19 protein-coding genes are annotated in these 25,105 nt (G+C 59.5%); 8 read left to right on the top strand and 11 right to left on the bottom strand.

Going from position 1 to position 25,105, the window contains the following annotated elements; translation table 11 throughout:
- Nucleotides 1–984: 984 nt before the first annotated feature.
- Together AC3IUF_RS05170 and purL are read right to left on the bottom strand one after the other, a co-directional pair.
- Complete coding sequence (locus tag AC3IUF_RS05170; RefSeq protein ID WP_489280555.1) at nt 985–1,296, bottom strand: NGG1p interacting factor NIF3; 312 nt, start codon at nt 1,294–1,296, stop codon at nt 985–987.
- A gap of 5 nt (nt 1,297–1,301) precedes the next feature.
- The gene (gene purL / locus AC3IUF_RS05165; protein ID WP_123375702.1) at nt 1,302–5,198 is read right to left on the bottom strand and encodes a phosphoribosylformylglycinamidine synthase; all 3,897 of its coding nucleotides are present in this window, start codon (nt 5,196–5,198) and stop codon (nt 1,302–1,304) included.
- Between the two features lie 285 nt (nt 5,199–5,483).
- Between purL and mltF the strand changes: the two genes are divergently transcribed.
- Nucleotides 5,484–6,944: a membrane-bound lytic murein transglycosylase MltF gene (mltF, locus tag AC3IUF_RS05160; protein WP_081498726.1), complete on the top strand. Its 1,461-nt coding sequence runs from the start codon at nt 5,484–5,486 to the stop codon at nt 6,942–6,944.
- A gap of 84 nt (nt 6,945–7,028) precedes the next feature.
- Here the strand turns inward: mltF and pdxJ are convergent, their stop codons facing one another.
- From pdxJ to lptF, 8 genes are all read right to left on the bottom strand, one after another.
- Nucleotides 7,029–7,775 (bottom strand): pyridoxine 5'-phosphate synthase, encoded by a 747-nt coding sequence (gene pdxJ, locus AC3IUF_RS05155; protein ID WP_047292711.1) that lies wholly within the window; start codon nt 7,773–7,775, stop codon nt 7,029–7,031.
- 207 nt (nt 7,776–7,982) lie between these two features.
- Complete coding sequence (recO, locus tag AC3IUF_RS05150; RefSeq protein WP_095112584.1) at nt 7,983–8,672, bottom strand: DNA repair protein RecO; 690 nt, start codon at nt 8,670–8,672, stop codon at nt 7,983–7,985.
- 116 nt (nt 8,673–8,788) lie between these two features.
- Nucleotides 8,789–9,691 (bottom strand): GTPase Era, encoded by a 903-nt coding sequence (gene era, locus AC3IUF_RS05145; RefSeq protein ID WP_007909024.1) that lies wholly within the window; start codon nt 9,689–9,691, stop codon nt 8,789–8,791.
- Nucleotides 9,684–10,373: a ribonuclease III gene (rnc, locus tag AC3IUF_RS05140; protein WP_016986099.1), complete on the bottom strand. Its 690-nt coding sequence runs from the start codon at nt 10,371–10,373 to the stop codon at nt 9,684–9,686. Before rnc ends, era begins: the two co-directional genes overlap by 8 nt.
- Nucleotides 10,374–10,542: 169 nt before the next feature.
- Nucleotides 10,543–11,397 carry a signal peptidase I gene (lepB, locus tag AC3IUF_RS05135; protein WP_007909027.1) on the bottom strand — a complete coding sequence of 285 codons (855 nt, stop codon included), beginning with the start codon at nt 11,395–11,397 and terminating at the stop codon, nt 10,543–10,545.
- A gap of 5 nt (nt 11,398–11,402) precedes the next feature.
- Nucleotides 11,403–13,202: a translation elongation factor 4 gene (gene lepA, locus AC3IUF_RS05130; protein ID WP_007909029.1), complete on the bottom strand. Its 1,800-nt coding sequence runs from the start codon at nt 13,200–13,202 to the stop codon at nt 11,403–11,405.
- Between the two features lie 173 nt (nt 13,203–13,375).
- The gene (gene lptG, locus AC3IUF_RS05125) at nt 13,376–14,437 is read right to left on the bottom strand and encodes an LPS export ABC transporter permease LptG (RefSeq protein ID WP_007909032.1); all 1,062 of its coding nucleotides are present in this window, start codon (nt 14,435–14,437) and stop codon (nt 13,376–13,378) included.
- Complete coding sequence (gene lptF, locus AC3IUF_RS05120; RefSeq protein WP_007909044.1) at nt 14,430–15,551, bottom strand: LPS export ABC transporter permease LptF; 1,122 nt, start codon at nt 15,549–15,551, stop codon at nt 14,430–14,432. Before lptF ends, lptG begins: the two co-directional genes overlap by 8 nt.
- A 576-nt stretch (nt 15,552–16,127) precedes the next feature.
- Between lptF and AC3IUF_RS05115 the strand changes: the two genes are divergently transcribed.
- From AC3IUF_RS05115 to rlmF, 5 genes are all read left to right on the top strand, one after another.
- On the top strand, nt 16,128–17,618 hold the full coding sequence (locus tag AC3IUF_RS05115) for a leucyl aminopeptidase (RefSeq protein ID WP_007950052.1): 1,491 nt from the start codon (nt 16,128–16,130) through the stop codon (nt 17,616–17,618).
- A gap of 57 nt (nt 17,619–17,675) precedes the next feature.
- Nucleotides 17,676–18,104 (top strand): DNA polymerase III subunit chi, encoded by a 429-nt coding sequence (locus tag AC3IUF_RS05110; protein ID WP_007909049.1) that lies wholly within the window; start codon nt 17,676–17,678, stop codon nt 18,102–18,104.
- A gap of 8 nt (nt 18,105–18,112) precedes the next feature.
- Nucleotides 18,113–18,508 carry a hypothetical protein gene (locus AC3IUF_RS05105; protein ID WP_007909050.1) on the top strand — a complete coding sequence of 132 codons (396 nt, stop codon included), beginning with the start codon at nt 18,113–18,115 and terminating at the stop codon, nt 18,506–18,508.
- Nucleotides 18,509–18,702: 194 nt separating this feature from the next.
- Nucleotides 18,703–21,549, top strand: coding sequence for a valine--tRNA ligase (locus AC3IUF_RS05100; protein WP_489280551.1), 2,847 nt, complete (start codon nt 18,703–18,705; stop codon nt 21,547–21,549).
- Between the two features lie 262 nt (nt 21,550–21,811).
- Entirely contained in the window at nt 21,812–22,831 is a 1,020-nt protein-coding gene (gene rlmF / locus AC3IUF_RS05095; RefSeq protein WP_007909052.1) for a 23S rRNA (adenine(1618)-N(6))-methyltransferase RlmF, read from the top strand.
- 197 nt (nt 22,832–23,028) lie between these two features.
- Here rlmF and AC3IUF_RS05090 read toward each other — a convergent pair whose 3' ends face one another.
- Nucleotides 23,029–23,310 (bottom strand): HU family DNA-binding protein, encoded by a 282-nt coding sequence (locus AC3IUF_RS05090; protein ID WP_003221909.1) that lies wholly within the window; start codon nt 23,308–23,310, stop codon nt 23,029–23,031.
- Between the two features lie 395 nt (nt 23,311–23,705).
- Here AC3IUF_RS05090 and yejK point away from each other — a divergent pair, with 395 nt between their 5' ends.
- Together yejK and AC3IUF_RS05080 are read left to right on the top strand one after the other, a co-directional pair.
- Complete coding sequence (gene yejK, locus AC3IUF_RS05085; RefSeq protein ID WP_007909053.1) at nt 23,706–24,710, top strand: nucleoid-associated protein YejK; 1,005 nt, start codon at nt 23,706–23,708, stop codon at nt 24,708–24,710.
- Nucleotides 24,710–25,060, top strand: coding sequence for a glutaredoxin family protein (locus AC3IUF_RS05080; RefSeq protein WP_095112594.1), 351 nt, complete (start codon nt 24,710–24,712; stop codon nt 25,058–25,060). The genes yejK and AC3IUF_RS05080 overlap by 1 nt, the downstream gene beginning before the upstream one ends.
- Nucleotides 25,061–25,105 lie beyond the last annotated feature (45 nt).

Genomic DNA, 25,105 nt, shown 5'->3' with positions numbered 1-25,105 from the left:
GAGCCATCCAAATACCGTTTCTCACGCGGCGAGTGGGTGGCAACTATGTGCGGGGTGAGAAACCGGGCAAGGACCAGCAAACCTCCGGCCGGACCGAAGTCCGCCCGCACATAGCCGCCATAACAATGCAGCAGCGAATCAGCTGGCGGCAATTATGGGACTACTGGCGCTGGAATGACACTTACCCGAGTTCTCACACCCGATCACTGAAGATTCAGTGACAGCCAAAGACTAGAGATCCGACGTCCGACGGACAACCTGAAAACCTTGTGGGAAGGTTCTGGTGATCTCACATCCAATTAAACAACGCGAATCGCCTCCCTCGTGTAGGAGCTGCCGAAGGCTGCGATCTTTGGACTTTGACGTTTCAACATCAAAAGCAAAATCAAAATCAAAAGATCGCAGCCTTCGGCAGCTCCTACAGGGGAACGAATACCCCCTCGGAGATTGGTCGGCTGTCAGGCGCCCCCAAGAGCGTCAATGTGAGTCCAACCCAAGCGGCAAAGCCGCCCCACTCAACAGGATGAGCGCAAGCTCGGCTGCCGCTCTTGATCTTGATCCACCGGCCCCGTCGGCAGGCTGAGCGGAGGGATTCATCCGGGGGTGGGCGCGCAGCGCCGTTCGACGAAGTCGAACACATCGAGAGGAGGTGCAGCGAAGCAAACCGGAGGCGATGCCCCCGGATGAGTCCCGGAGCGAAGGAACCCCGAGCCTTAGCGAGTGGGCCGAACGTTGGGGCAAGCCTTTTGGGTTACCTTTTCGGCGTTTGGAAAAGGTGACCCGCCGTAAGGGCGGAACCCTAAGCAGCCGTTACCGCAGCAACGGATATGTACCCGGTCAGCCAGCACATCATTGCCTGATCCGGAGCCTTCGCGAGCAAGCCCGCTCCCACATTGGAACCCCATCGCACAAAAAATCGCGGACAACAAAAAACCCGCAGACAATCACTCATCTGCGGGTTTCCTGTTTAAGCAGCAAGAAAGATCAGAAATCTTCCAGCCGCCACACCTCATAAGCCGGTGTCTCGTAGGGATGACTGAGCTTCAACGCCGCTACAGCAGCAACGATCAACTCATCCGCCACCACCAGCTCAACCTTCCATTCCTCAACCCGCTCGATCTGCCCCGCTTCACCAATGAACGGCTGACTGCCGTCCAAAGGTCGAAACTGGCCAGACCCAAGCACCTGCCACGCACAGTGGTCATAGTCACCGATTCGCCCACCACCGGCAGCGAACACAGCCTCTTTGACCACCTCGACATGACTGTCGGGAACAAAAAAAGCGAGCTTGTACACAGGCCTTAGTTAACCCAGACGCGCGCGTTACGGAACATGCGCATCCACGGTGCATCTTCGTTCCAGTCTTCCGAACGCCACGAGTTCTGCACGGCACGGAACACACGCTCCGGGTGCGGCATCATGATCGTCACACGGCCATCACGGCTGGTGAGACCGGTAATCCCGCGCGGCGAGCCGTTCGGGTTGGCCGGATAACGCTCGGTGACCTTGCCGTGGTTGTCGACAAAACGCATCGCCACGCAACCCGACAGATCGGCTTCCAGCAGTGCTTCTTCGCTGGAGAATTCGGCGTGACCTTCACCGTGAGCAATGGCGATCGGCATACGCGAACCGGCCATGCCCTGCAGGAAGATCGAGTTCGATTCCTGAACCTGAACCATCGCCACGCGCGCTTCGAACTGCTCGGAACGGTTGCGCACGAAGTGCGGCCAGAACTCGCTGCCCGGGATCAGCTCGTGCAGGTTGGACATCATCTGGCAACCGTTGCACACGCCGAGGGTGAAGCTGTCGTTACGCTCGAAGAAGCCTTGGAACGCATCGCGGGCGCGGCTGTTGAACAGTGCCGATTTGGCCCAGCCCTCACCGGCGCCGAGCACGTCGCCGTAGGAGAAACCACCGCAGGCCACCAGACCTTTGAACTCGTTCAGGTCGACACGGCCGGCGAGAATGTCGCTCATGTGCACGTCGATCGCGTTGAAACCGGCACGGTCGAACGCGGCAGCCATTTCCACCTGACCGTTGACGCCCTGCTCACGCAGCACGGCAACCTGTGGGCGGATGCCTTTCTTGATGTAAGGCGCGGCGATGTCCTGGTTGACGTCGTAGCTGAGCTTGACGCTCAGGCCCGGGTTGTCTTCTTCCAGCAGCACGTCGAACTCTTGCTCGGCGCAGTCGGCGTTGTCACGCAGACGCTGGATCTGGTAGCTGGTTTCAGCCCAGGTACGTTGCAGCAGACGACGCTGGCCTTCGAACACGGTGTCACCGTTGAAGGTGATGTTGATCTGGCCATTGTTGATCGGCTGACCGATCACCGACACGCAGTCGCCCAGACCGGCCGCGCTGAATTGCGCGAGGATGTCTGGCGTGGCGTCCTGACGAACCTGGATCACCGCACCCAGTTCTTCGTTGAACAGGATCGCAGCGATTTCGGACGAGGACTCGGCAACGCTGTCGAGGTTCAGGCTCAGACCGCAGTGGCCGGCGAAGGCCATTTCCACTACAGAAGTCAGCAGACCACCGTCGGAACGGTCGTGGTAAGCCAGCAGGTGACCGTCGGCGTTGAGGCCCTGGATCACCGCGAAGAAGGCTTTCAGGTCTTCGGCGTCATCGACGTCCGGCGCGTGTTTGCCGAGCTTGCCGTGTACCTGTGCAAGGATCGAAGCGCCCATACGGTTCTGACCGCGACCGAGGTCGATCAGGATCAGGTCGGTGGTGCCTTTGTCCATGCGCAGTTCCGGGGTCAGGGTCTGACGGATGTCAGCCACTGGCGCGAAACCGGTCACGATCAGCGACATCGGCGAGGTCACGGTTTTTTCTTCGCCGTTATCGTTCCAGCGAGTGGCCATGGACATCGAGTCCTTGCCCACCGGAATGGTGATGCCCAGCTCAGGACACAGCTCCATACCGACCGCTTTCACGGTGTCGTACAGACGCGCGTCTTCGCCCGGGTGGCCGGCAGCGGACATCCAGTTCGCCGACAGTTTGATGTCGGAGATCTTGTTGATGCGCGAAGCAGCGATATTGGTCAGGGTTTCGCCGATGGCCATGCGGCCCGACGCCGGAGCATCCAGCAATGCCAGCGGAGTGCGCTCGCCCATCGCCATGGCTTCACCGGTGTAAACGTCGAAACTGGTGGCGGTGACGGCAACGTCAGCCACCGGAACCTGCCACGGGCCGACCATTTGGTCACGGGCAACCAGGCCGGTGATGGTGCGGTCGCCGATGGTGATCAGGAAGCTCTTGCTCGCCACGGCCGGGTGATGCAGAACGCGCTCGATGGATTCGGTGATGTCGAGGTTCGACGGATCGAAGTCATCGCCCAGCTCGGCTTCACGAACCACCGAACGGTGCATGCGCGGGGCTTTGCCCAGCAACACTTCCAGCGGCATGTCCACCGGGTTGTTGCCGAAGTGGCTGTCGGTCACGGTCAGTTGCGGTTCAGCGGTGGCTTCACCGACTACTGCAAACGGGCAGCGCTCGCGTTCGCAGATCGCCTGGAAGCGCTCGAAGTCTTCCGGGCCGACCGCCAGAACGTAACGTTCCTGGGATTCGTTGGACCAGATTTCGTGCGGGGCCATGCCCGGCTCGTCGTTTGGAATGTTGCGCAGTTCGAAACGACCACCGCGGTCGCCGTCGTTGACCAGCTCCGGGAAGGCGTTGGACAGACCGCCCGCGCCGACGTCGTGGATGAAGCTGATCGGGTTCTTGTCACCCAGTTGCCAGCAACGGTCGATGACTTCCTGGCAGCGACGCTCCATTTCAGGGTTTTCACGCTGCACGGAAGCGAAGTCGAGATCCGCCGAGCTGGTGCCGGTGGCCATCGAGGAGGCCGCGCCGCCGCCCAGACCGATGAGCATCGCCGGGCCGCCGAGGACGATCAGCTTGGAGCCAACGACGATCTCGCCTTTCTTGACGTGCTCTTCACGGATGTTGCCCATGCCGCCAGCCAACATGATCGGCTTGTGGTAACCGCGAACTTCGTCACCGTGCGGGGTGGTGATCGACTGTTCGAAGGTACGGAAGTAGCCAGTCAGGGCCGGACGACCGAATTCGTTGTTGAACGCGGCGCCGCCGAGCGGGCCTTCGATCATGATATCCAGCGCGGTAACGATGCGCTCAGGCTTGCCGTACGGCACTTCCCACGGCTGTTCGAAGCCCGGGATCTGCAGATTGGACACGGTGAAACCGGTCAGGCCGGCTTTTGGCTTGGCGCCACGACCGGTTGCACCTTCATCACGGATCTCGCCACCGGAACCGGTCGACGCGCCCGGGAACGGAGCGATCGCGGTCGGGTGGTTGTGGGTTTCAACCTTCATCAGGATGTGCACCGGCTCCTGCACCGCGCCGTACTGGCGGGTTTCAGGATTCGGGAAGAAACGGCCGGCAACGTTGCCGACGATCACCGAGGCGTTGTCCTTATAAGCCGACAGAACGCCTTCGCTGTGCATCACGTAGGTGTTCTTGATCATGCCGAACAGGCTTTTTTCCTGGTTCTCGCCATCAATATCCCAACTGGCGTTGAAGATCTTGTGGCGGCAGTGCTCGGAGTTGGCCTGGGCGAACATCATCAGTTCGATGTCGTGCGGGTTGCGCTTGAGGCCGTTGAAGGCGTTGACCAGATAGTCGATCTCGTCTTCGGCCAGGGCCAGGCCCAGCTCGGTGTTGGCTTTTTCCAGCGCGGCGCGACCACCACCAAGGATGTCGATTGCAGTCAGCGGCTTCGGCTCGGCGTGGCTGAACAGACCGGCGGCCTGTTCGAGGTTGGCCAGCACGATTTGCGTCATGCGGTCATGCAGTACATCGGCAATCTGCTGGGCTTCGGCTTCGCTGAACTGACCGGCAACGTAGAAGGCGATACCGCGCTCCAGACGCTGGATCTTGCTCAGGCCGCAGTTGCGGGCGATGTCGCTGGCCTTGCTCGACCATGGCGAGATGGTGCCGAAACGCGGCAACACCAGAAACAGACGACCGGTCGGCTCTTGTACCGGAACGCTTGGGCCGTACTTCAGAAGGCGCGCTAGCACCTGCTGTTCGTCGCCGGTCAGGACGCCGGTGACTTCGGCGAAGTGAGCGAATTCAGCATACAGGCCACTGACAGCTGAAACCTTCTGGCTCAGTTGCTCAAGGAGTTTGCTGTGGCGAAAGGCAGAAAGGGCAGGAGCGCCGCGCAGGATCAACATCTTCGGGACAGCCTCGGGAAGGGGTGTGCTTTGAGGCCGTGCATTCTAGCCTAAACCGCCCTCAACATCACCCGAAACGCTACGCACGGTTGCACTCGGGTATCAATCTGTGTTTCCGACTTCAGAGTCAGGTAAATCAACCATTCAGAGGCCGCTTATTTTTACTGTAACAAAAAGCCGTAAAGGCCCGTTTCTGTGGGGTTTCGTCCGGTTTTGTGATCGCTAGCAGACTCGCCCTGCACTGTCGAGATATGGCGCCCGTGGCCGTTTGCGTATACTGCGCAGATGTTTTTCCCAACGGCTTTGCGTCCGCGGTACGCCAAATGGCTGATCGCAACCGGACTCTTCCTGATGCTCGGTGGCTGTGTTGATAAACCCAACACACTCGAGCGCGTAAAGGAGGATGGTGTGCTGCGGGTGATTACCCGTAACAGCCCCGCCACCTACTTTCAGGATCGCAGCGGTGAAACCGGCTTCGAATACGAGCTGGTGAAGCGCTTCGCCGACGATTTGGGTGTCGAGCTGAAGATCGAGACCGCCGACAACCTCGACGACCTGTTCGACCAGATCGGCAAACCGAATGGCCCGGTGCTGGCTGCCGCCGGTCTGGTCAGCAGCGAACAGCGCAAGAAACAGGTGCGCTTCTCGCACTCCTACCTTGAAGTCACCCCGCAGATCATCTATCGCAACGGCCAGTCGCGGCCGACCGACCCGGGTGATCTGGTCGGCAAGAAGATTATGGTGCTCAAAGGCAGTACCCATGCCGAACAACTGGCGGAGCTGAAAAAGAAATTCCCCGGCATTGAATATGAAGAGTCCGATGCGGTTGAAGTGGTCGACCTGCTGCGCATGGTCGATGAAGGGCAGATTGACCTGACCCTGGTCGACTCCAACGAAGTGGCGATGAACCAGGTGTATTTCACCAATATTCGCGTGGCCTTCGACCTTGGCGATGCGCGCAGCCAGAGCTGGGCGGTCGGCCCGGGAGAAGACAATAGCCTGCTCAACGAAATCAACGCGTATCTGGACAAGGTGCAGAAGAACGGCACCCTGCAACGCTTGAAGGATCGTTATTACGGCCACGTCGATGTCCTCGGCTACATGGGTGCCACGACCTTCGCCCAGCACTTGCAGCAGCGCCTGCCGAAATACGAACAGCACTTCAAGAATTACGCGAAGAAAGAGAAAGTCGACTGGCGCCTGCTGGCAGCCATTGGTTATCAGGAATCGCTGTGGCAGCCGACCGTCACCTCGAAAACCGGTGTGCGCGGCCTGATGATGCTCACACAGAACACCGCTCAGGCGATGGGTGTGTCCAACCGCCTCGATCCGAAGCAGAGCATCATGGGCGGCGCCAAGTACCTGGCTTATATGAAGGACCAGCTCGACGATTCGATCAAGGAACCGGATCGCACGTGGTTCGCCCTGGCGGCGTACAACGTCGGCAGCGGTCATCTGGATGACGCGCGCAAGCTGACGGCCAAGGAAGGGTTGAACCCGGACAAATGGCTGGACGTGAAGAAGATCCTACCGCGCCTTTCCCAGAAGCAGTGGTACAGCAAGACGCGTTATGGCTACGCCCGAGGCGGCGAGCCGGTGCATTTTGTGGCGAACATCCGTCGTTACTACGACATTTTGACCTGGGTGACGCAGCCGCAGCTTGAGGGTGATCAAGTGGCTGAAGGCAATTTGCATGTGCCCGGCATCGACAAGTCAAAACCCGCGCAAGAACCTGCCCCGCTTTAAAAGCATAAGATCGCAACCTTCGGCAGCTCCTACAGGGTTATGCGTACACCTGTAGGAGCTGCCGAAGGCTGCGATCTTTTGATCTTAGCCCTTGAGAGCGGCCGCCAGAATCAGCGCCTTCATTTCCGATACTGCAGACTTGAAGCCGACGAACAACGCATGTGCCACCAGCGCATGGCCGATGTTCAGTTCGTTGATACCCTTGATTGCCGCTACGGCTTCAACGTTGTGGTAATGCAAGCCGTGACCCGCGTTAACGATCAGCCCTTGGGCCAAACCAAACGCCACACCGTCCGCCACACGCTTCAATTCTTCAGCCACTTCGGTCGGGGTTTCGGCATCGGCGTAACGACCGGTGTGCAACTCGATGGCTGGAGCGCCAACACGCTTCGACGCCGCTATCTGACGCTCGTCGGCATCGATGAACAGCGACACTTCGCTGCCGATCTTCGACAGACGTTCAACTGCTGCCTTGATGCGCTCTTCCTGCCCCGCTACATCCAGACCGCCTTCAGTGGTCAGTTCCTGACGGGTTTCCGGGACCAGGCAAATGTGTGCCGGACGGATGCGTTCGGCGAACGCCATCATTTCTTCGGTAACGCCCATTTCAAAGTTCATGCGGGTTTGCAGCACATCCTTGAGCAGCAGTACGTCGCGCTCTTGAATGTGCCGGCGGTCTTCACGCAGGTGCACGGTAATGCCATCAGCGCCCGCCTCTTCCGCGTCCAGCGCAGCCTTGACCGGATCCGGGTAGCGCGTGCCACGGGCCTGACGCAGGGTGGCGACGTGGTCGATGTTCACGCCAAGAAGAATGCGATTACTGGTGGTCACGGATGCGCGCTCCTGAAGAAAAAGATTCGGCGCACAGCATACACGGTGAAGGGTCTGTTTACGTCTGGGCGCGGCGGCAACGGGATGCTGGCTGAGTGCAGGGCAAGGCGCGAGGAACGAAGTTTGGTTGCGCCAAATGAGTTCCGAGCAACGCGGCCCTGCGCACAGCCAGCGCCCGTTGCGCCGCTTCCAGACGTAAACAGACCCTTAGGGCTTGCGAAACAGCTCACGACTGACGAGAGGGCGACCGCCCAAATGAACGGCCAAGGCCTGCCGCATCAAGCGCTTGGCGGCGGACAGCGCACCGGGCGCGGTCCAGTCGGCTTCGGCCATGGCCAGTAATTCGACGCCGTTGAACAGGCCCGGCTGCAGCAGGAAAACCCGTTCAAGCCCCGCATCCACTTGCAGACGATAGAGACCGTCTGGCGCGACGGGCTCGCCATGGACGTCGGTATTCAACGAAAAGCCGTAACCGAGATCGTCCAACAGTCGCCACTCGAAGGAGCGCAGCAATGGCTCCAGCGGTCGACCTTCAGCCAGCGCTAGCAAAGTCGCGGCGTAGTGATCGAATACGCCCGGATGCGGGTCTTCAGCGGGCAGCAAACGAATCAGCAACTCATTGAGATAGAGACCGCTGAACAGCGCTTCGCCGTTGAGCCAGGCAGAGGTGCCAGAACCCTCCATGCGCCCGACATTCTTCAGCTCGCCCTTGCCGCGGAACTCCACTTCCAGCGACACGAACGGCCGCGCCAATGTCCCGGCCTTGCCCCGCGCACTGCGCAACACCGCCCGCAGCCGACCTTGCGGCGTGAGGAAATCCACCAACGCACTGGTTTCGCGGTAGGCGCGAGAATGCAGGACGTAGGCGGGTTGGGCAGGAGGCGGGTTTTGCGACATGACGTTTTTCCCGGTCGGGATTGCAAAAAAGATCGCAGCCTTCGGCAGCTCCTACAGGTGTAAACAAGACATTGTAGGAGCTGCCGAAGGCTGCGATCTTTTGATCTTCGAATCGCTTACAGGTCGCCGTAACCCAGCGAACGCAGCGCACGCTCGTCGTCGGACCAGCCGCCCTTCACCTTGACCCACAGGTTGAGCATGATCTTGGAGTCGAACAGCAGCTCCATGTCCTTGCGCGCTTCGGTGCCGATGCGTTTGATGCGCTCGCCCTTGTCGCCAATGATGATCTTCTTCTGGCCGTCACGTTCAACGAGGATCAAGGCGTGGATGTGCAGGGTTTTGCCCTGCTGCTTGAACTCTTCGATCTCGACGGTGATCTGGTACGGCAGCTCAGCGCCCATCTGGCGCATGATTTTCTCGCGCACCAGTTCAGCGGCGAGGAAACGGCTGCTGCGGTCGGTGATCTGGTCTTCCGGGAAGAAGTGATCGTTCTCCGGCAGATGATCGGCAATGACCTTTTCCAGCGCGTCGAGGTTGTGACCGTGTTGCGCCGAAATCGGAATGATCTGCGCGTTCGGCAGTTGTTCCTGCAACCAGCTCAGGTGCGGCATCAGCTCGGCTTTGTCTTCGATGCGGTCGGTCTTGTTCAGCGCGACGATCAGCGGACCCGTCACGTACTGCACGCGTTCAAGAACCATCTGGTCTTCGTCGGTCCACTTGGTGCGATCGACCACGAAGATCACCACGTCGACGTCTTTCAACGCCGCCGAAGCGGTTTTGTTCATGTAGCGGTTCAGGGCCTTTTCGCCACCCTTGTGCATGCCGGGGGTGTCGACGTAGATCGCCTGCACGTCACCTTCGGTTTTGATCCCGAGCATATTGTGGCGAGTGGTCTGCGGCTTGCGCGAAGTGATCGCGAGCTTCTGGCCAAGGATGTGGTTCAGCAACGTGGACTTGCCAACGTTGGGACGGCCGACGATGGCAACATAGCCACAGCGAGTTGCGTTTGTATCAGTCATTGCCATTCTCCACGCCCAGGGCAATCAGTGCTGCGGCGGCCGCTACCTGTTCGGCAATACGACGGCTCACACCCTGACCTCGGCTTTTTTCATTCAGTAAGACAACTTCGCACTCGACGAAGAAGGTTCGGCAGTGCGGCTCGCCCTGGATATCTACCACTTCGTAGCGTGGCAGATCGCAACCGCGCGATTGCAGGTGTTCCTGCAGGCGGGTTTTCGGATCCTTGTTGGTGTCGACCAGCGTCAGGCCTTCGAACTCACCGGCCAGCCAGGCCAGCACGCGCTCACGCGCCATGTCCATGCCGGCGTCGAGATAGATCGCGCCGATCAAGGCTTCGAGGGCGTCGGCCAGAATCGATTCGCGACGGAAACCGCCGCTTTTCAACTCGCCGGAACCCAGTCGCAGGTAATCGCCAAGGTCGAAACCGCGCGCCAGTACGGCCAGCGTCTCACCTTTTACCAAACGTGCGCGCAAACGCGACAACTGGCCTTCGCGGGCCAGCGGGAAGCGATCGAACAGCGCCTCGCCGGCAACGAAGTTGAGGATGGCATCGCCAAGGAATTCCAGGCGTTCGTTGTTGCGCCCGGCAAAACTGCGGTGCGTCAGAGCCAGCAGCATCAGCTCCTGGTCCTTGAAGGTGTAACCGAGCTGACGCTCGAGACGGCTTAGAGAAACGCTCACGGTTTACCCACGCTGAGTTCGTGGCTGGATTCCACTGCCATCGCCGGGATGCGGCGCAGGCCTGGGACAATTAACGCTGTGTTCAAAAATTAAATCCTGGCGATTGCGAAGCCGATTGTGCCGACTCCAGAAATGCATTCGGCGCTGTGGTCAACAGCGCCGTGTGTGATTACTTGATCAGGCCAACCCGCGAGAAATTCGGCAGGTGACTGAGTTTCGGTTCTGGCCAGCTCATCCAGACCGCGAAGGCCTTGCCGACGATATTCTGGTCGGGAACCATGCCCAGCAGATCCTTGGGAATGTTCGGATCATCCCAGTAGCGACTGTCATTCGAGTTGTCGCGGTTGTCGCCCATCATGAAGTAGTGCCCGGCAGGCACTGTCCACGAGCGATCCGGCGTGGCGCGGTAGCGGCTCATTTCCTTGCGGATCAGATGCTCGGCGGCGCCCAGTTTCTCTTTGTACAGTTCGGCGCTGCCCAGCGTGCCCGGCTCGGCGCCGACCATCTGCTCGGCAATCGACTCGCCGTTCACAAACAGACGCTTGTCGGCGGTGTAACGCACCGTGTCACCCGGCAGCCCCACTACACGCTTGATGTAGTTGACGTTCGGATCGCTCGGGTAGCGGAACACCATCACATCGCCGCGCTGCGGATCACCGACTTCGATGATTTTCTTGTCGATCACCGGCAGGCGGATCCCGTAAGAAAACTTGTTCACCAGAATGAAGTCGCCGACATCCAAGGTCGGTTTCATCGAGCCCGAAGGGATCTGGAACGGCTCCACGAGGAACGAGCGCAGTACCAGCACGATGAACAACACCGGGAAGAACGACTTGCCGTATTCGACCAGCAGCGGCTCTTTATTCAGTTTTTCAACGACCACCCCGTCAGGCTGGCTGACGCTGCCTTGATAAGAGGCAATGGCAGCACGCCGACGCGGTGCCAGGATCAACAGATCAAGCAACGCCAACAGGCCGCAGACGAACACGGCGATGACCAGCAACAGCGGGAAATTTAGTGACATAGGACCTAACTATCCAACCTGAGCACGGCAAGGAAGGCTTCTTGTGGAATTTCCACGTTGCCGACCTGCTTCATGCGTTTCTTACCGGCCTTTTGCTTCTCGAGCAGTTTCTTCTTACGGCTGACGTCACCACCGTAGCATTTGGCCAATACGTTCTTTCTGAGCGCCTTGACGGTTGTCCGGGCAACGATCTGACCACCGATGGCGGCCTGAATGGCTACGTCGAACATCTGACGAGGAATCAGTTCTTTCATCTTCTCGGTCAACTGGCGACCTTTGTAGTGCGAGTTGTCACGGTGCACGATCAATGCAAGGGCATCGACCTTGTCGCCGTTGATCAGCACGTCCAGTTTCACCAGATTAGCCGATTGGTAACGATCGAAATGGTAATCCAGCGAAGCATAGCCACGGCTGGTGGATTTGAGACGGTCGAAGAAGTCCAGGACCACTTCGTTCATCGGCAGGTCGTAAGTGACTTGCACCTGATTGCCGAGGAACAGCATGTCGACTTGAACGCCACGCTTCTCGATGCACAGGGTGATGACGTTGCCCAAGTGTTCCTGCGGCACCAGAATGTTGGCGCGCACGATCGGCTCGCGCATGTCTTCGATCGACGACACATCCGGCAGCTTGGACGGGTTGTCGACGTAAATCGTTTCACCGGTTTTCAGCACCAGCTCGAAGATTACCGTCGGCGCCGTGGTGATCAGGTCCAGGTTGTACTCGCGCTCAAGGCGCTCCTGGATGATTTCCATGTGCAGCATGCCGAGGAACCCGCAACGGAAGCCGAAGCCCAGTGCGTCGGAGCTTTCCGGGGTGTATTGCAGCGACGAGTCGTTGAGGGTCAGCTTCTGCAGCGCTTCGCGGAAATCCTCGAAGTCGTCGGAGCTGACCGGGAACAGACCGGCGTAAACCTGCGGCTGGATGCGTTTGAAGCCGGGCAGCACTTCAACGTCCGGGGTCGAGCTCAGGGTCAGGGTGTCACCGACCGGTGCACCGTGAATGTCCTTGATGCTGGCAATGATGAAGCCCACTTCGCCGGCCTTGAGGTCAGCGGTGGCGGTGTGTTTCGGGTTGAACACGCCAACGCTGTCGACCAGGTGGATCTTGCCGGTGGACTTGACGAGGATCTTGTCGCCCTTCTTCACGCGACCATGACGCACGCGCACCAGGGAGACAACGCCCAGGTAGTTGTCGAACCAGGAATCGATGATCAACGCTTGCAGCGGATCTTCGATGTTGCCGGTCGGCGCAGGAATGGTCTGCACAAGGCGCTCGAGCACTTCGTCGACACCCAGGCCGGTTTTGGCACTGCAGGTGACGGCGTCGGTGGCGTCGATGCCGATGATCTTCTCGATCTCGTCCTTGACGCGCTCAGGATCAGCCTGCGGCAGGTCGATCTTGTTCAGCACCGGCATGACCTCAAGGCCCTGCTCGATGGCGGTGTAGCAGTTGGCCACGGACTGGGCTTCAACACCCTGACCCGCATCGACCACCAGCAAGGCACCTTCACACGCGGCCAGGGAACGGCTGACTTCGTAGGTGAAGTCGACGTGGCCCGGGGTGTCAATGAAGTTCAGCTGATACTTGATGCCGTCTTTGGCGGTGTAATAGAGGGTAACGCTGTGGGCCTTGATGGTGATCCCGCGTTCACGCTCCAGATCCATGGAATCCAGTACCTGGGCTTCCATTTCACGCTCGGCCAGGCCGCCGCACATCTGGATGAAGCGATCGGCCAGCGTCGACTTGCCATGGTCAATGTGGGCGATGATGGAGAAATTGCGGATATGACTCAAATCACTCACGGATCAACACTCAAAAAGGCTGCAGGCATAGCCCGCCGAAAAATAGCCGGGAATTGTACCTGATACACGGCGCAAGCGTCACGTTCGCCTGTCACCCGGATTGCATGCAAAAACGCCCCGATCTGTCGACCGAGGCGTTTTCGAGGTTTAAAGCACAGGTCAATCGCCTGTCATCAACCGGCTCTTCGCAGCAGCCAGACACCCGCCAGCGCACAAACCCCGGCCGGCACCAGTACCGCGAACAGCGGCGAGAAACCGAACACCAGGCTCGACGGGCCGAGCAAATCCTGGACGATACGGAAGGTGAAGCCCACCAGAACACCGGTGAACACGCGCTGACCGAGAGTCACCGAACGCAACGGACCGAAGATGAAGGAGATCGCCATCAACACCAGAGCGGCAGTGACCAACGGCTGCAACACCTTGACCCAAAATGCCAGCCAGTAACGGCCGTTGCTCAGGCCTTGCTCGGACAGGTAGTGGATGTAACCCCACAAGCCACTGATCGACAGCGATTCCGGCGCCATGACCACGGTGCTGAGCAATTGCGGGCTCAACGCCACGTCCCATTGCTCACTCGGGGTATTGACGACTTCCGTGCTGCGTTCATGGAACAGCGTGGTGGCAACGTCGGTGAGTTGCCACTTATTGCCGTCGAACTCGGCCTTCTTGGCGAAGCTCGAACTCAGCAGATGGCGCTCCTTGTCGAAGTGATAGCGGGTCACGCCATACAACAGGCCGTTCGGTTGCACGGCGTTGATGTGGATGAATTCTTCACCCTGACGGTGCCACATACCGTGCTTGGCGCTCTGCGCGTCGCCGCTGCCTTGCGCCAGCGAGCGATTGGCCTGCGCCATGCTTTCGGTTGCCGGAGCAACGTACTCGCCGATCAGCACACCGGCCAGCATCAGCACCAGCATTGGCTTCATTACAGCCCAGACAATACGGCCGATGGACACGCCTGCAGCGCGCATGACCGTCAGCTCACTGCTGCTGGCCAGACTGCCGAGGCCGATCAGGCAGCCGATCAATGCGGCCATTGGCAGCATTTCGTAGAGACGGCGCGGCGCGGTCAGCAGTACGAAGCTCAGGACATCAACGAGGGTGTAGGTTTCGCTGACGTCACCCATCTCATCGATGAAGGCGAACAGCGTCGCCAGGCCGAGAATGATGGCGAGCACGGCAATGATCGCCATGAACACGCTGCTGCCGATGTAGCGATCGAGTTTAACCACGGGCCACCTCCAGCGCTGCGGAGCGACGGCTGGCCATCTTCAGGCGTAGCGGCTCCCAATAGAGCAGGCCGAGACCGATGAACAGGAAGATCGCGTGCACCCACCATAGGCCAAGGGCCGGCGGGATCTTGCCTTTTTCAAGGGCGCCGCGGGCGGCAATCAGAATGGTCAGGTAAGCCATATAAAGAAGAATCGCCGGCAGCAGCTTGAGGAAACGCCCTTGGCGCGGATTGACTCGCGACAGTGGCACCGCCATCAAGGTCACGATAAATACCAGCAGCGGCAGGGACAAACGCCATTGCAGTTCGGTTTTCGAGCGAATGTCATCGCTGCCCAGCAGAGACGAGGTCGGCATGGCGTCGCGATCGGTGACTTCTTCGCTGACGTCCGGCTTGGGCAACAGCACGCCGTAGGTTTCGTAATGAATGGCACGGTAATCGGCCTGACCCGGACTGCCGTCGTAGCGGTAGCCGTTATCGAGGATCAGATAGCGGTTGCCGTCGGGGCGCACTTCCTGGCGACCGCTTTCAGCCACCAGCACGGAAATCCCGCGATCCTTTTGATCGGCGCCGAGGTTCTTCTGCGAAATGAACACGCTACCCAGGTTGACGCGATCGTCACTCAGGGTTTCGGTGTAGGTCACCCGGGTGCCGTCACGCAGGGCCTGGAAGCGTCCCGGCTCGAGGGTATCGAATTCGGTCAGCGCGTCCTGCTTGTTCAGCAGCAACTGGAACTGGTTGGCGCCTTGTGGGGCCAGCCCAAGGCTCAGCCATGCCACCACCAGCGCAACCAGGGTCGCTGGAAACAAGGTCATGCGAAACAGCTTCTGCTGGCTCATGCCGGTGGCCGACAGCACGGTCATCTCGCTTTCGAGATACAGACGACCGTAGGCCAGCAGGATCCCGAGGAACAGGCCCAGCGGCAGAATCAGTTGCAGAAACCCCGGCAGACGAAAGCCCATGATCAGGAACAGCGAGCCCGGATCGAGCTGACCGGCAGCGGCCTGAGCGAGGTATTTGATGAAGCGACCGCTCATGATGATGACCAACAGCACGGCACTCACGGCGCTGAGGGTCAACAGGACTTCGCGGGACAGATAACGGAAGACGATCAAACCAGACACTCCAGGGTTGTCAGGCTAAGGCGGCCAAACAAGCAAACACATCGACCGGCCCGCAACGCAGAGCCGTCGAAAAAAGATGCGGCATTATCCTGTGATTGGAGGCGCCTGTCACTGCGCACACTCATCCATGTCTGTAATCCTTTGCAGATCGTACAACCTAGGGGGCGTTCTCAATTAGTTTTCACACCGCGCCGGGTCTGCTGTTGTGCAGGGCAAGGCGCGAGAAGCGTGGTTTGGTCATTCCAAATAAGCTTCGAGCAACGCAGCCCTGCACAACAGCAGGCCCGGCCCTTCGGGTTGTGCCTTAAAGCCGGCCAGTCTGCGTTGCAGGCCTTGGAAAGGGAACAACCATTCCCAGCGGCCTGCGCCTTGCCTGGCTGGCTTTAAGGCGACAACGCGGTGTGAAAACTAATTGAGAACGCCCCCTAGGGTTGTCAGGCGCGGGGAGCGAGGTTCAAACTGCGGCCCTTGTCGCAGGCTTTGGCCTGCGCCTCTTCTATCTATAAGCAGGCGACTGCGGACACCGTCGAACGCCTGCGTGTTGACCATTCATTCAGGGATCCGGACATGGAACTGGTTGTAAAAAGCGTTGGCCCAGAAACGTTGAAAACCGCCACCCTGGTGGTTGCCGTCGGTGAAGGCCGCAAACTCGGTGTCGCCGCCAAACAGGTCGACGAACTCAGCGGTGGCGCGATCAGCGCCGTTCTCAAGCGTGGCGATCTGGCCGGCAAGGTCGGCCAGAGCCTGTTGCTGCACAGCCTGCCGAATCTGAAAGCCGAGCGCGTGCTGCTGGTCGGCGTGGGCAAGGATGAAGAACTGGGTGACCGCCCGTTCCGCAAAATCGTTGCCGGCATCCTCAACACCCTGAAGGGCCTGGGCGGCAGCGACGCCGTGCTGGCGCTGGATGAAATTATTGTTAAAAATCGCGACAGCTACGGTAAAACCCGTCTGCTGGCGGAAACCCTGGTGGACGGCGAATACACCTTCGACCAGTTCAAGAGCCAGAAAGCCGAACCGCGCGCCCTGAAGAAAATCACCCTGCTGACCATCAAGGCCGCCCAAGCCGAAGTGCAACGCGCCGTGAACCACGCCACTGCGATCGCCAACGGCATGGCCTTCACCCGCGATCTGGGCAACCTGCCGCCGAACATCTGCCACCCGACCTTCCTCGGCGAACAAGCGAAGAACCTCGGCAAAGAGTTCAAGGATCTGAAAGTCGAAGTCCTCGACGAGAAGAAGATCAAATCCCTGGGCATGGGCTCGTTCTACGCCGTCGGCCAAGGCAGCGAGCAGCCGCCGCGCCTGATCGTCATGCAATACAACGGCGGCAAGAAATCCGAGAAGCCGTACGCACTGGTCGGTAAAGGCATCACCTTCGACACCGGCGGCATCAGCCTGAAGCCAGGCGCCGGCATGGACGAAATGAAATACGACATGGGCGGCGCTGCCTCCGTGTTCGGCACCCTGCGCGCCGTGCTTGAGCTGAAACTGCCGATCAACCTGGTGTGCATCCTCGCCTGCGCGGAAAACATGCCGAGCGGCAACGCGACACGTCCAGGCGACATCGTCACCACCATGAGCGGCCAGACCGTGGAAATCCTCAACACCGACGCCGAAGGCCGTCTGGTGCTGTGCGATGCGCTGACCTACTCCGAGCGCTTCAAGCCACAAGCGGTGATCGACATTGCCACCCTGACCGGCGCTTGCGTCGTCGCACTGGGTGCGCACACCTCGGGTCTGCTGGGCAACAACGACGAACTGATCGGCCAACTGCTCAGCGCCGGTAAAGCCGCTGACGACCGCGCCTGGCAACTGCCGCTGTTCGACGAGTACCAGGAACAACTGGACAGCCCGTTTGCCGACATCGCCAACATTGGCGGGCCGAAGGCCGGCACGATCACCGCCGCGTGCTTCCTCTCACGCTTCACCAAAAACCTCAACTGGGCGCACCTGGACATCGCCGGCACCGCATGGACCAGCGGTGGCAAGGACAAGGGCGCCACTGGCCGTCCAGTACCTCTGCTGACCCAGTACCTGCTGGATCGCGCCAAAGCCTGAACCCGCTGATGGGCGGCGTCACTCTCGGGTGACGCCGCTTGCCGCTCTGGAACCGCAATGACCAAAGTCGATTTTTACATCCTGCCCAGCGCCGACCCGTCGGCTCGCCTGGATTTTGCCTGCAAACTCACCGAGAAAGCCTGGCGCATGGGCCATCGCATCTATCTGCATTGCAGCGATGCGGCTCAGCGTGACGATCTCGATGCGCGCCTGTGGGCATTCAAGGGCGAAACGTTCGTGCCTCACGGCCCGGCTGACAGTGAACCGGACGGTTTGATTGTGCTGGGGTTGGGTGACGACTGCGGTCAGCATCAGGATTTACTGGTCAATCTCGATCTGAAAGTCCCGGCCTTCGCCAGCAAATTCGCCCGGGTGGCGGAAGTGGTGGTCGAAGATCCGACGATTCGGGCGGCCGCGCGGGAGAGTTTCCGTTTCTACCGCGAACAGGGCTATCCTCTGCAAGATCACCGTTTACAGCGACTCTGAGCATTCCAATGGACACTCCGAAACCGCAGCAAAAGCCAACACACCTGCTGGACGATCTCGAATCGATTCGCCAGTTGCTCGGCGACGACAACCTGCAACCACCGCTGTTGACCGACACGGTCGACGACGGCGAACAGGAACAGATTCCGATGTTGTTTGACTCTGTCGGCGCCGAGCCGGCTGCTGTCGAACCATCACCCGCGCCAGCCCCGACACCCGCCGCGCAACCTGTGGCACCTGTGAATAAAGGCCCGGACGCCCTGCTCCACCTCGACAGCGAACTACGCGCCGCCGCGCAATTGATCATGCAGGACGTGATCGACGACTTCGCGCCGCACATCGAAACCGAAATCAAACGCCGGCTCGATGCGCGGATGGAACGGCTGCTGAGTCAGTACGAATAACCCGTCCCGTGTAGGAGCTGCCGCAGGCTGCGATCTTTTGGCCTTTGTTTTTTAAAGACAAGATCAAAAGATCGCAGCCTTCGGCAGCTCCTACATTTAGATCTCCATCCGGCCCGCCCCGCTCGCCCTCGGCCCCATGCCCCGCTATACTCGTCGGCTTTTCCTGAATTAATGCCAATAGGGTCCCGCCGCGCATGGATAAGACCTACCAGCCGCACGCCATTGAAACTTCCTGGTACAACACCTGGGAGTCCGAGAACTACTTCGCCCCGCAAGGCGCGGGCGACTCCTACACCATCATGATCCCGCCGCCGAACGTCACCGGCAGCCTGCACATGGGGCACGGTTTCAACAACGCGATCATGGACGCCCTGATCCGTTTCCGCCGCATGCAGGGTCGCAACACCCTGTGGCAACCGGGTACCGACCACGCCGGTATCGCCACGCAGATGCTGGTGGAGCGTCAACTCGAAGCCCAGGGCCAGAATCGCCATGATCTGGGCCGCGAAAAATTCCTCGAGAAAGTCTGGGAATGGAAGGATCAGTCCGGTGGCAACATCAGCCGTCAGATCCGCCGCCTCGGCTCGTCCGTTGACTGGAGCCGCGAGCGCTTCACCATGGACGACGGCCTCTCGGAAGCCGTTAAAGAAGCCTTCGTGCGCCTGCACGAAGACGGTCTGATCTATCGCGGCAAGCGTCTGGTCAACTGGGACACCAAACTGCACACGGCGATTTCCGACCTCGAAGTGGAAAACCACGACGAGAAAGGTTTCCTGTGGAACCTCAAGTACCCGCTGGCCGACGGCGCGAAAACCGCTGATGGCAACGATTTCCTGATCGTCGCGACCACCCGTCCGGAAACCATGCTCGGCGACTCCGCCGTTGCGGTGAACCCGAACGACGAGCGCTACCAAGCCCTGATCGGCAAGTTTGTCGAGTTGCCACTGGTTGGCCGCCGCATCCCGATCATCGCCGACGATTACTGCGATCCTGAATTCGGCACCGGTTGCGTGAAAATCACCCCGGCCCACGACTTCAACGACTACGAAGTCGGCAAGCGCCACAACCTGCCGCTGCTGAATATCTTCGACAAGAATGCCAACGTGCTGCCGGCAGCCCAGGTGTTCAACCTTGATGGCACGCTGAACGACAGCATCGACGGCGCGATTCCGGCTGAATACGCCGGTCTTGAGCGTTTTGAAGCGCGTAAGCAAATCGTTGCTGCGTTCGACGCCGCCGGCCTGCTGGTCAGCGTCAACGACCACGGCCTGAAAGTACCGAAAGGCGACCGCTCCGGCACCATCATCGAGCCGTGGTTGACCGACCAGTGGTACGTGTCGACCAAGCCTTTGGCCGAGCCTGCGATTGCCGCCGTTGAAGACGGCCGCATCCAGTTCGTGCCGAAGCAGTACGAAAACATGTACTTCTCGTGGATGCGCGACATTCAGGACTGGTGCATCAGCCGTCAGCTGTGGTGGGGCCACCGGATTCCGGCCTGGTACGACGAGTCGGGCAAAGTCTACGTCGGTCGCGACGAAGCCGAAGTACGTGCCAAGCACAACCTCGGTCCGGACGTGGCGCTGCAACAGGACAACGACGTACTCGACACCTGGTTCAGTTCGGGTCTGTGGACCTTCTCCACCCTGGGCTGGCCGGAAAAAACCGAGTTCCTGAAGAAATTCCACTCCACCGACGTACTGGTGACGGGCTTCGACATCATTTTCTTCTGGGTTGCCCGGATGATCATGCTGACCATGCACCTGATCAAGAACGAGGACGGCACGCCGCAAGTTCCGTTCAAGACCGTTTATGTGCACGGTCTGGTGCGCGATGGCCAGGGCCAGAAGATGTCCAAGTCCAAGGGCAACGTCCTGGATCCGCTGGACATCATCGACGGTATCGAGCTGGAAGAGCTGGTGCAGAAGCGCACCTCCGGCATGATGCAGCCGAAACTGGCGAAGAAGATCGAGAAGCAGACCCGCGAGGAGTTCGCCGACGGCATCGCCAGCTACGGCACCGACGCCCTGCGCTTCACTTTCTGCTCGCTGGCCTCGACCGGTCGCGACATCAAGTTCGACATGGGCCGCGTCGAAGGCTATCGCAACTTCTGCAACAAGATCTGGAACGCCGCGCGTTACGTTCTGGACAAGGGCGAAGACTGCGGCCAGAACGGCGAAGCCTACGAGCTGTCGCTGGCGGATCGCTGGATCATCTCGCAGCTGCAACGCACCGAAGCCGAAGTGACCCGTCAACTCGATCAGTTCCGTTTTGACCTGGCAGCACAAGCGCTGTACGAGTTCATCTGGAACCAGTACTGCGACTGGTACCTGGAACTGTCCAAGCCAGTGCTGTGGGACGAGAATGCGCCGGTTGAACGTCAGCGCGGCACCCGCCGCACGCTGGTTCGCGTACTGGAAGTGGCGCTGCGTCTGGCGCATCCGTTCATGCCGTTCATCACTGAAGAAATCTGGCAGCGCATCGCGCCGCTGGCTGGTATTCAGGGCAAGACGATCATGCTGCAAGCGTGGCCAGTGGCCAACGAAGAGCGCATCGATCCCGCGGCCGAAGACGACATCGAATGGCTCAAGGAACTGATGCTCGGCACGCGTAACATCCGTGGCGAAATGAACATCGGCCCGGGCAAACCGCTGCCAATCTACCTGAAGAACGTCAGCGCTGAAGACCAGCGCCGTCTGACCGAGAACGAAGCGCTGCTGAAGAAACTGGCGCGACTGGAATCGATCACTGTTCTGAAAGCCGGCGAAGAAGCGCCGCTGTCCGCCACCGCACTGGTTGGCGAGATGGAAGTGCTGGTACCAATGGCCGGCCTGATCGACAAGGGCGCTGAACTGGCGCGTCTGGACAAGGAAATCCTGCGTCTGCAGGGCGAAGTCCAGCGCGTTGGCGGCAAACTGTCCAACGCCGGTTTCGTCGACAAGGCCCCGGCCGAAGTCATCGAAAAAGAACGCGCCAAACTGGCCGAGGCTGAACAAGCCCTGGGCAAACTGGCCGAGCAGCATGCGCGGATTGCCAGCCTGTAACTGGTAAATCGCAATAAAAAAGGGAGGCCCAGGTGGCCTCCCTTTTTTATGGTTCCCGCCACCTTCCCCTGTAGGAGCTGCCGAAGGCTGCGATCTTTTGATCTTGTTTTTCAGGATCAAGATCAAAAGATCGCAGCCTTCAGCAGCTCCTACATAAATCAAAATCCCCAAGTCCAAGGTCATGGGTCACAGGTTCGGCGCATGGCTCATCAATGTGGGACAATACCCGCCACTTTCAGCCATACCCGAATCGACCACGCCCATGAACGCCCCCCGCACACCCAAACCTGCGCGCAAGAAGCCTGACTCCGCGACCCCGGCCAAGACCGTCGAGCCGCGTGAAAAGGCCAGCCTGCACCCGCGCAATCGCCATCAGGGTCGTTACGACTTCCCGGCACTGATCAAGACCACGCCGGAACTGGCGAAGTTCGTGATCACCAACCCGTACGGCAAGGAAAGCATCGACTTCGCCAGCCCCGATGCGGTGCGCGTGTTCAACCGGGCGCTGCTCAAGTCGTTCTATGGCATCCAGCATTGGGACATCCCGGCAGATTACCTCTGCCCGCCTGTTCCAGGCCGTGCCGATTACGTGCACTTCCTTGCGGATTTGCTGGCCAGCATGAACGACGGCAAGGTCCCGCGTGGCGCGATCGTCAACGTGCTGGACATCGGCATGGGCGCCAACTGCGTTTATCCGCTGATCGGTAACAGTGAATACCGCTGGCACTTCCTCGGCTCGGAGATCGATCCGACCGCCGTGGCCGCAGCCAAAGCCATCGTCCAGTCCAACGATCTGAGCAAGGTTATCCAGCTGCGTCAGCAGGAAAACCGCAAGCACATCCTGATCGGCTTGCTGGAGCCGGGCGAGCGCTTCGACCTGACCATGTGCAACCCGCCGTTCCACGCCTCGATGGACGAAGCGACCAAGGGCAGCGAGCGCAAATGGCGTGCACTGGGCAAGGCCGACCCGAAACGCAAACTACCGGTGCTGAACTTCGGTGGCCAATCGGCCGAGCTGTGGTGCGAGGGCGGTGAAGCGCGCTTCGTGACGCAATTGATCGCCGAGAGCGCGAATTTCCAGCATAAAGTGCTGTGGTTCAGCACCTTGGTGTCGAAAGCGTCGAACCTGCCGGCCATTGAAACCGCGCTGAAAAAGGCCGGCGTGCTGGAAAGCCAGGTCGTGGAGATGTCTCAGGGCCAGAAGCAAAGCCGTTTCGTCGCCTGGACGTTCCAGACCAAGTCCGAGCAGCAGATCTGGCGCCGCGAGCGCTGGGTTCGCTGATAGCTGCGCAGATGCCCCTGTAGGAGCTGCGGCACGCTGCGATCTTTTGATCTTGATCCTGAAGAACAAGATCAAAAGATCGCAGCCTCGTTTCACTCGACAGCTCCTACAAGGCGGTGTCATTCCTCGCCAAATCGCAGACACAAAAAAACCGTGCCCGGATCGCTCCGGTGCACGGTTTTTTTTATCGCTGCGTCTTACTTGTTCACAGCGTCGGTCAGGCCTTTGGCCACAACCAGCTTGATCACTTTCTTAGCAGGGATTTCGATGGCAGCGCCAGTCGAAGGGTTACGGCCAGTGCGGGCAGGACGCTCGGTCACTTTCAGCTTGCCGATACCTGGCAAGGTGATTTCGCCGCCGTTTTCCAGCTGATCGGCAACGATTTGGCCCAGTTGGTCCAGAGCGTTACGCGCGGTGGTTTTCGGCGCGTCGATAGCTTCAGCGATGTCGGCGATCAGTTGGTCTTTAGTAAGAGCCATGTAGTGTTCCTTCCCTATCAAATTCATATGGATTGCAGAGTGCAGTGTCAGCCATCGAGCCCGATCTTCTGGATCTGGCACCCTCGGCGATAACCACGACGAGTCGGGTTATAGATACCGAAATCAGGGTTTGGTTCGACCTGACAAATGCTGATTGCACGCTTAACGCAGTGACTTCGCGTAAGACCGGGCAAAACTAGCACAGAGCCGGGGAAATATCCGCCTCTAGCTACCCATTTGGTCAGCTTTATTGCGCTAAATCGGTAAAAAACTGCATAAGCGCCAGAGCGCGCCCCGGTTTTGCCCTACAACCCGCGCCAAAACCAGTGGTTGCGGTACACTGGGCGCTTTTTCGGGGGAGCCTGCCCTCCTCCCTTCCAACAGCCGAGAAGCCCATGCCGATCCGTCATTGCATCGTCCACCTGATCGACAAAAAACCCGACGGCACACCCGCAGTTCTGCACGCCCGTGACACGGAACTGGCCGAGTCTGCAGCCATCGAAAACATGCTCGCCGACCTCAACGAGAGCTACAACGCCAAACAGGGCAAAGCCTGGGGCCTGTTCCATCCGGAGTCCGGCGCGTTCCCCTTCAGCGGCTGGCTGAAGGAATACATGGAGGGCGGCAAGGACTTCACTGCGTTCAGCAAAGTCGCGGTCGAACACCTGCAAAAACTGATGGAAGAGTCGAATCTGTCGGTCGGCGGACACGTGCTGTTCGCCCACTATCAGCAAGGCATGACCGATTACCTGGCCATCGCCCTGCTGCACCACAGCGAAGGCGTGGCAGTGACCGATGAACTGGACGTGACCCCGTCGCGCCACCTCGACCTAGGTCAGTTGCACCTGGCGGCGCGGATCAACGTCTCTGAATGGCAGAACAACAAGCAGTCCAAGCAATACATCTCGTTCATCAAGGGCAAGAACGGCAAAAAGGTTTCGGAATACTTCCGCGACTTTATCGGCTGCCAGGAAGGCGTCGACGGCCCGGGCGAGACCCGGACTCTGCTCAAGGCTTTCAGCGACTTCGTCGAGAGCGAAGACCTGCCGGAAGAATCCGCTCGCGAGAAGACCAAGACCCTGGTCGATTACGCCAGCAGCCAGGCCAAACTCGGCGAACCGATGGGTCTGGAAGAGTTGTCCGAGCTGATCGACGAAGAACGCCCGAAAGCCTTCTACGATCACATCCGCAACAAGGACTACGGCCTGTCGCCTGAAATTCCGGCGGACAAACGCACCCTGAATCAATTCCGCCGCTTCACCGGCCGCGCCGAAGGCCTGTCGATCAGCTTTGAAGCGCACCTGCTGGGTTCGAAGATCGAATACGACGAAGAGGCTGGCACCCTGGTGATCAAAGGCCTGCCAACGTCGCTCACCGATCAGTTGAAGCGGCGTAACTGATGCTCGGCAATGTGCTGAAGAAGGTTGCACTGGTTCTGCTGGTGGTCGTGGTTTATCAGAACTGGGGCAAGATCGAGCGGGTGTTCAACCCGTCACAAATGGTCTCGGAGCAGACACGGGCGCAGGCCAATGTCGTGCTCTACGCCACTGACTGGTGCGGCTACTGCAAGCAGACCAAACGCTTTCTCGACAGCAAGGGGATTGCGTTCAAGGAGTTCGATATCGAGAAGGATGCCGAGGCGCGCAAGGCGTATGAGGCATTGGGTGGGCGCGGGATTCCGCTGATTGACGTTAACGGCACATTGATTCGCGGATTCGACCCGGACGAAATCCTCGCCGCCTTGAAGTAACAGCAGGATCAAAAGATCGCAGCCTGCGGCAGCTCCTACATGAGA

It is taken from the genome of Pseudomonas sp. KH_040 (assembly GCF_057839305.1).
Note: the sequence above shows the minus strand (reverse complement) of the source record. Positions and strands in the feature narration are given on the sequence as shown.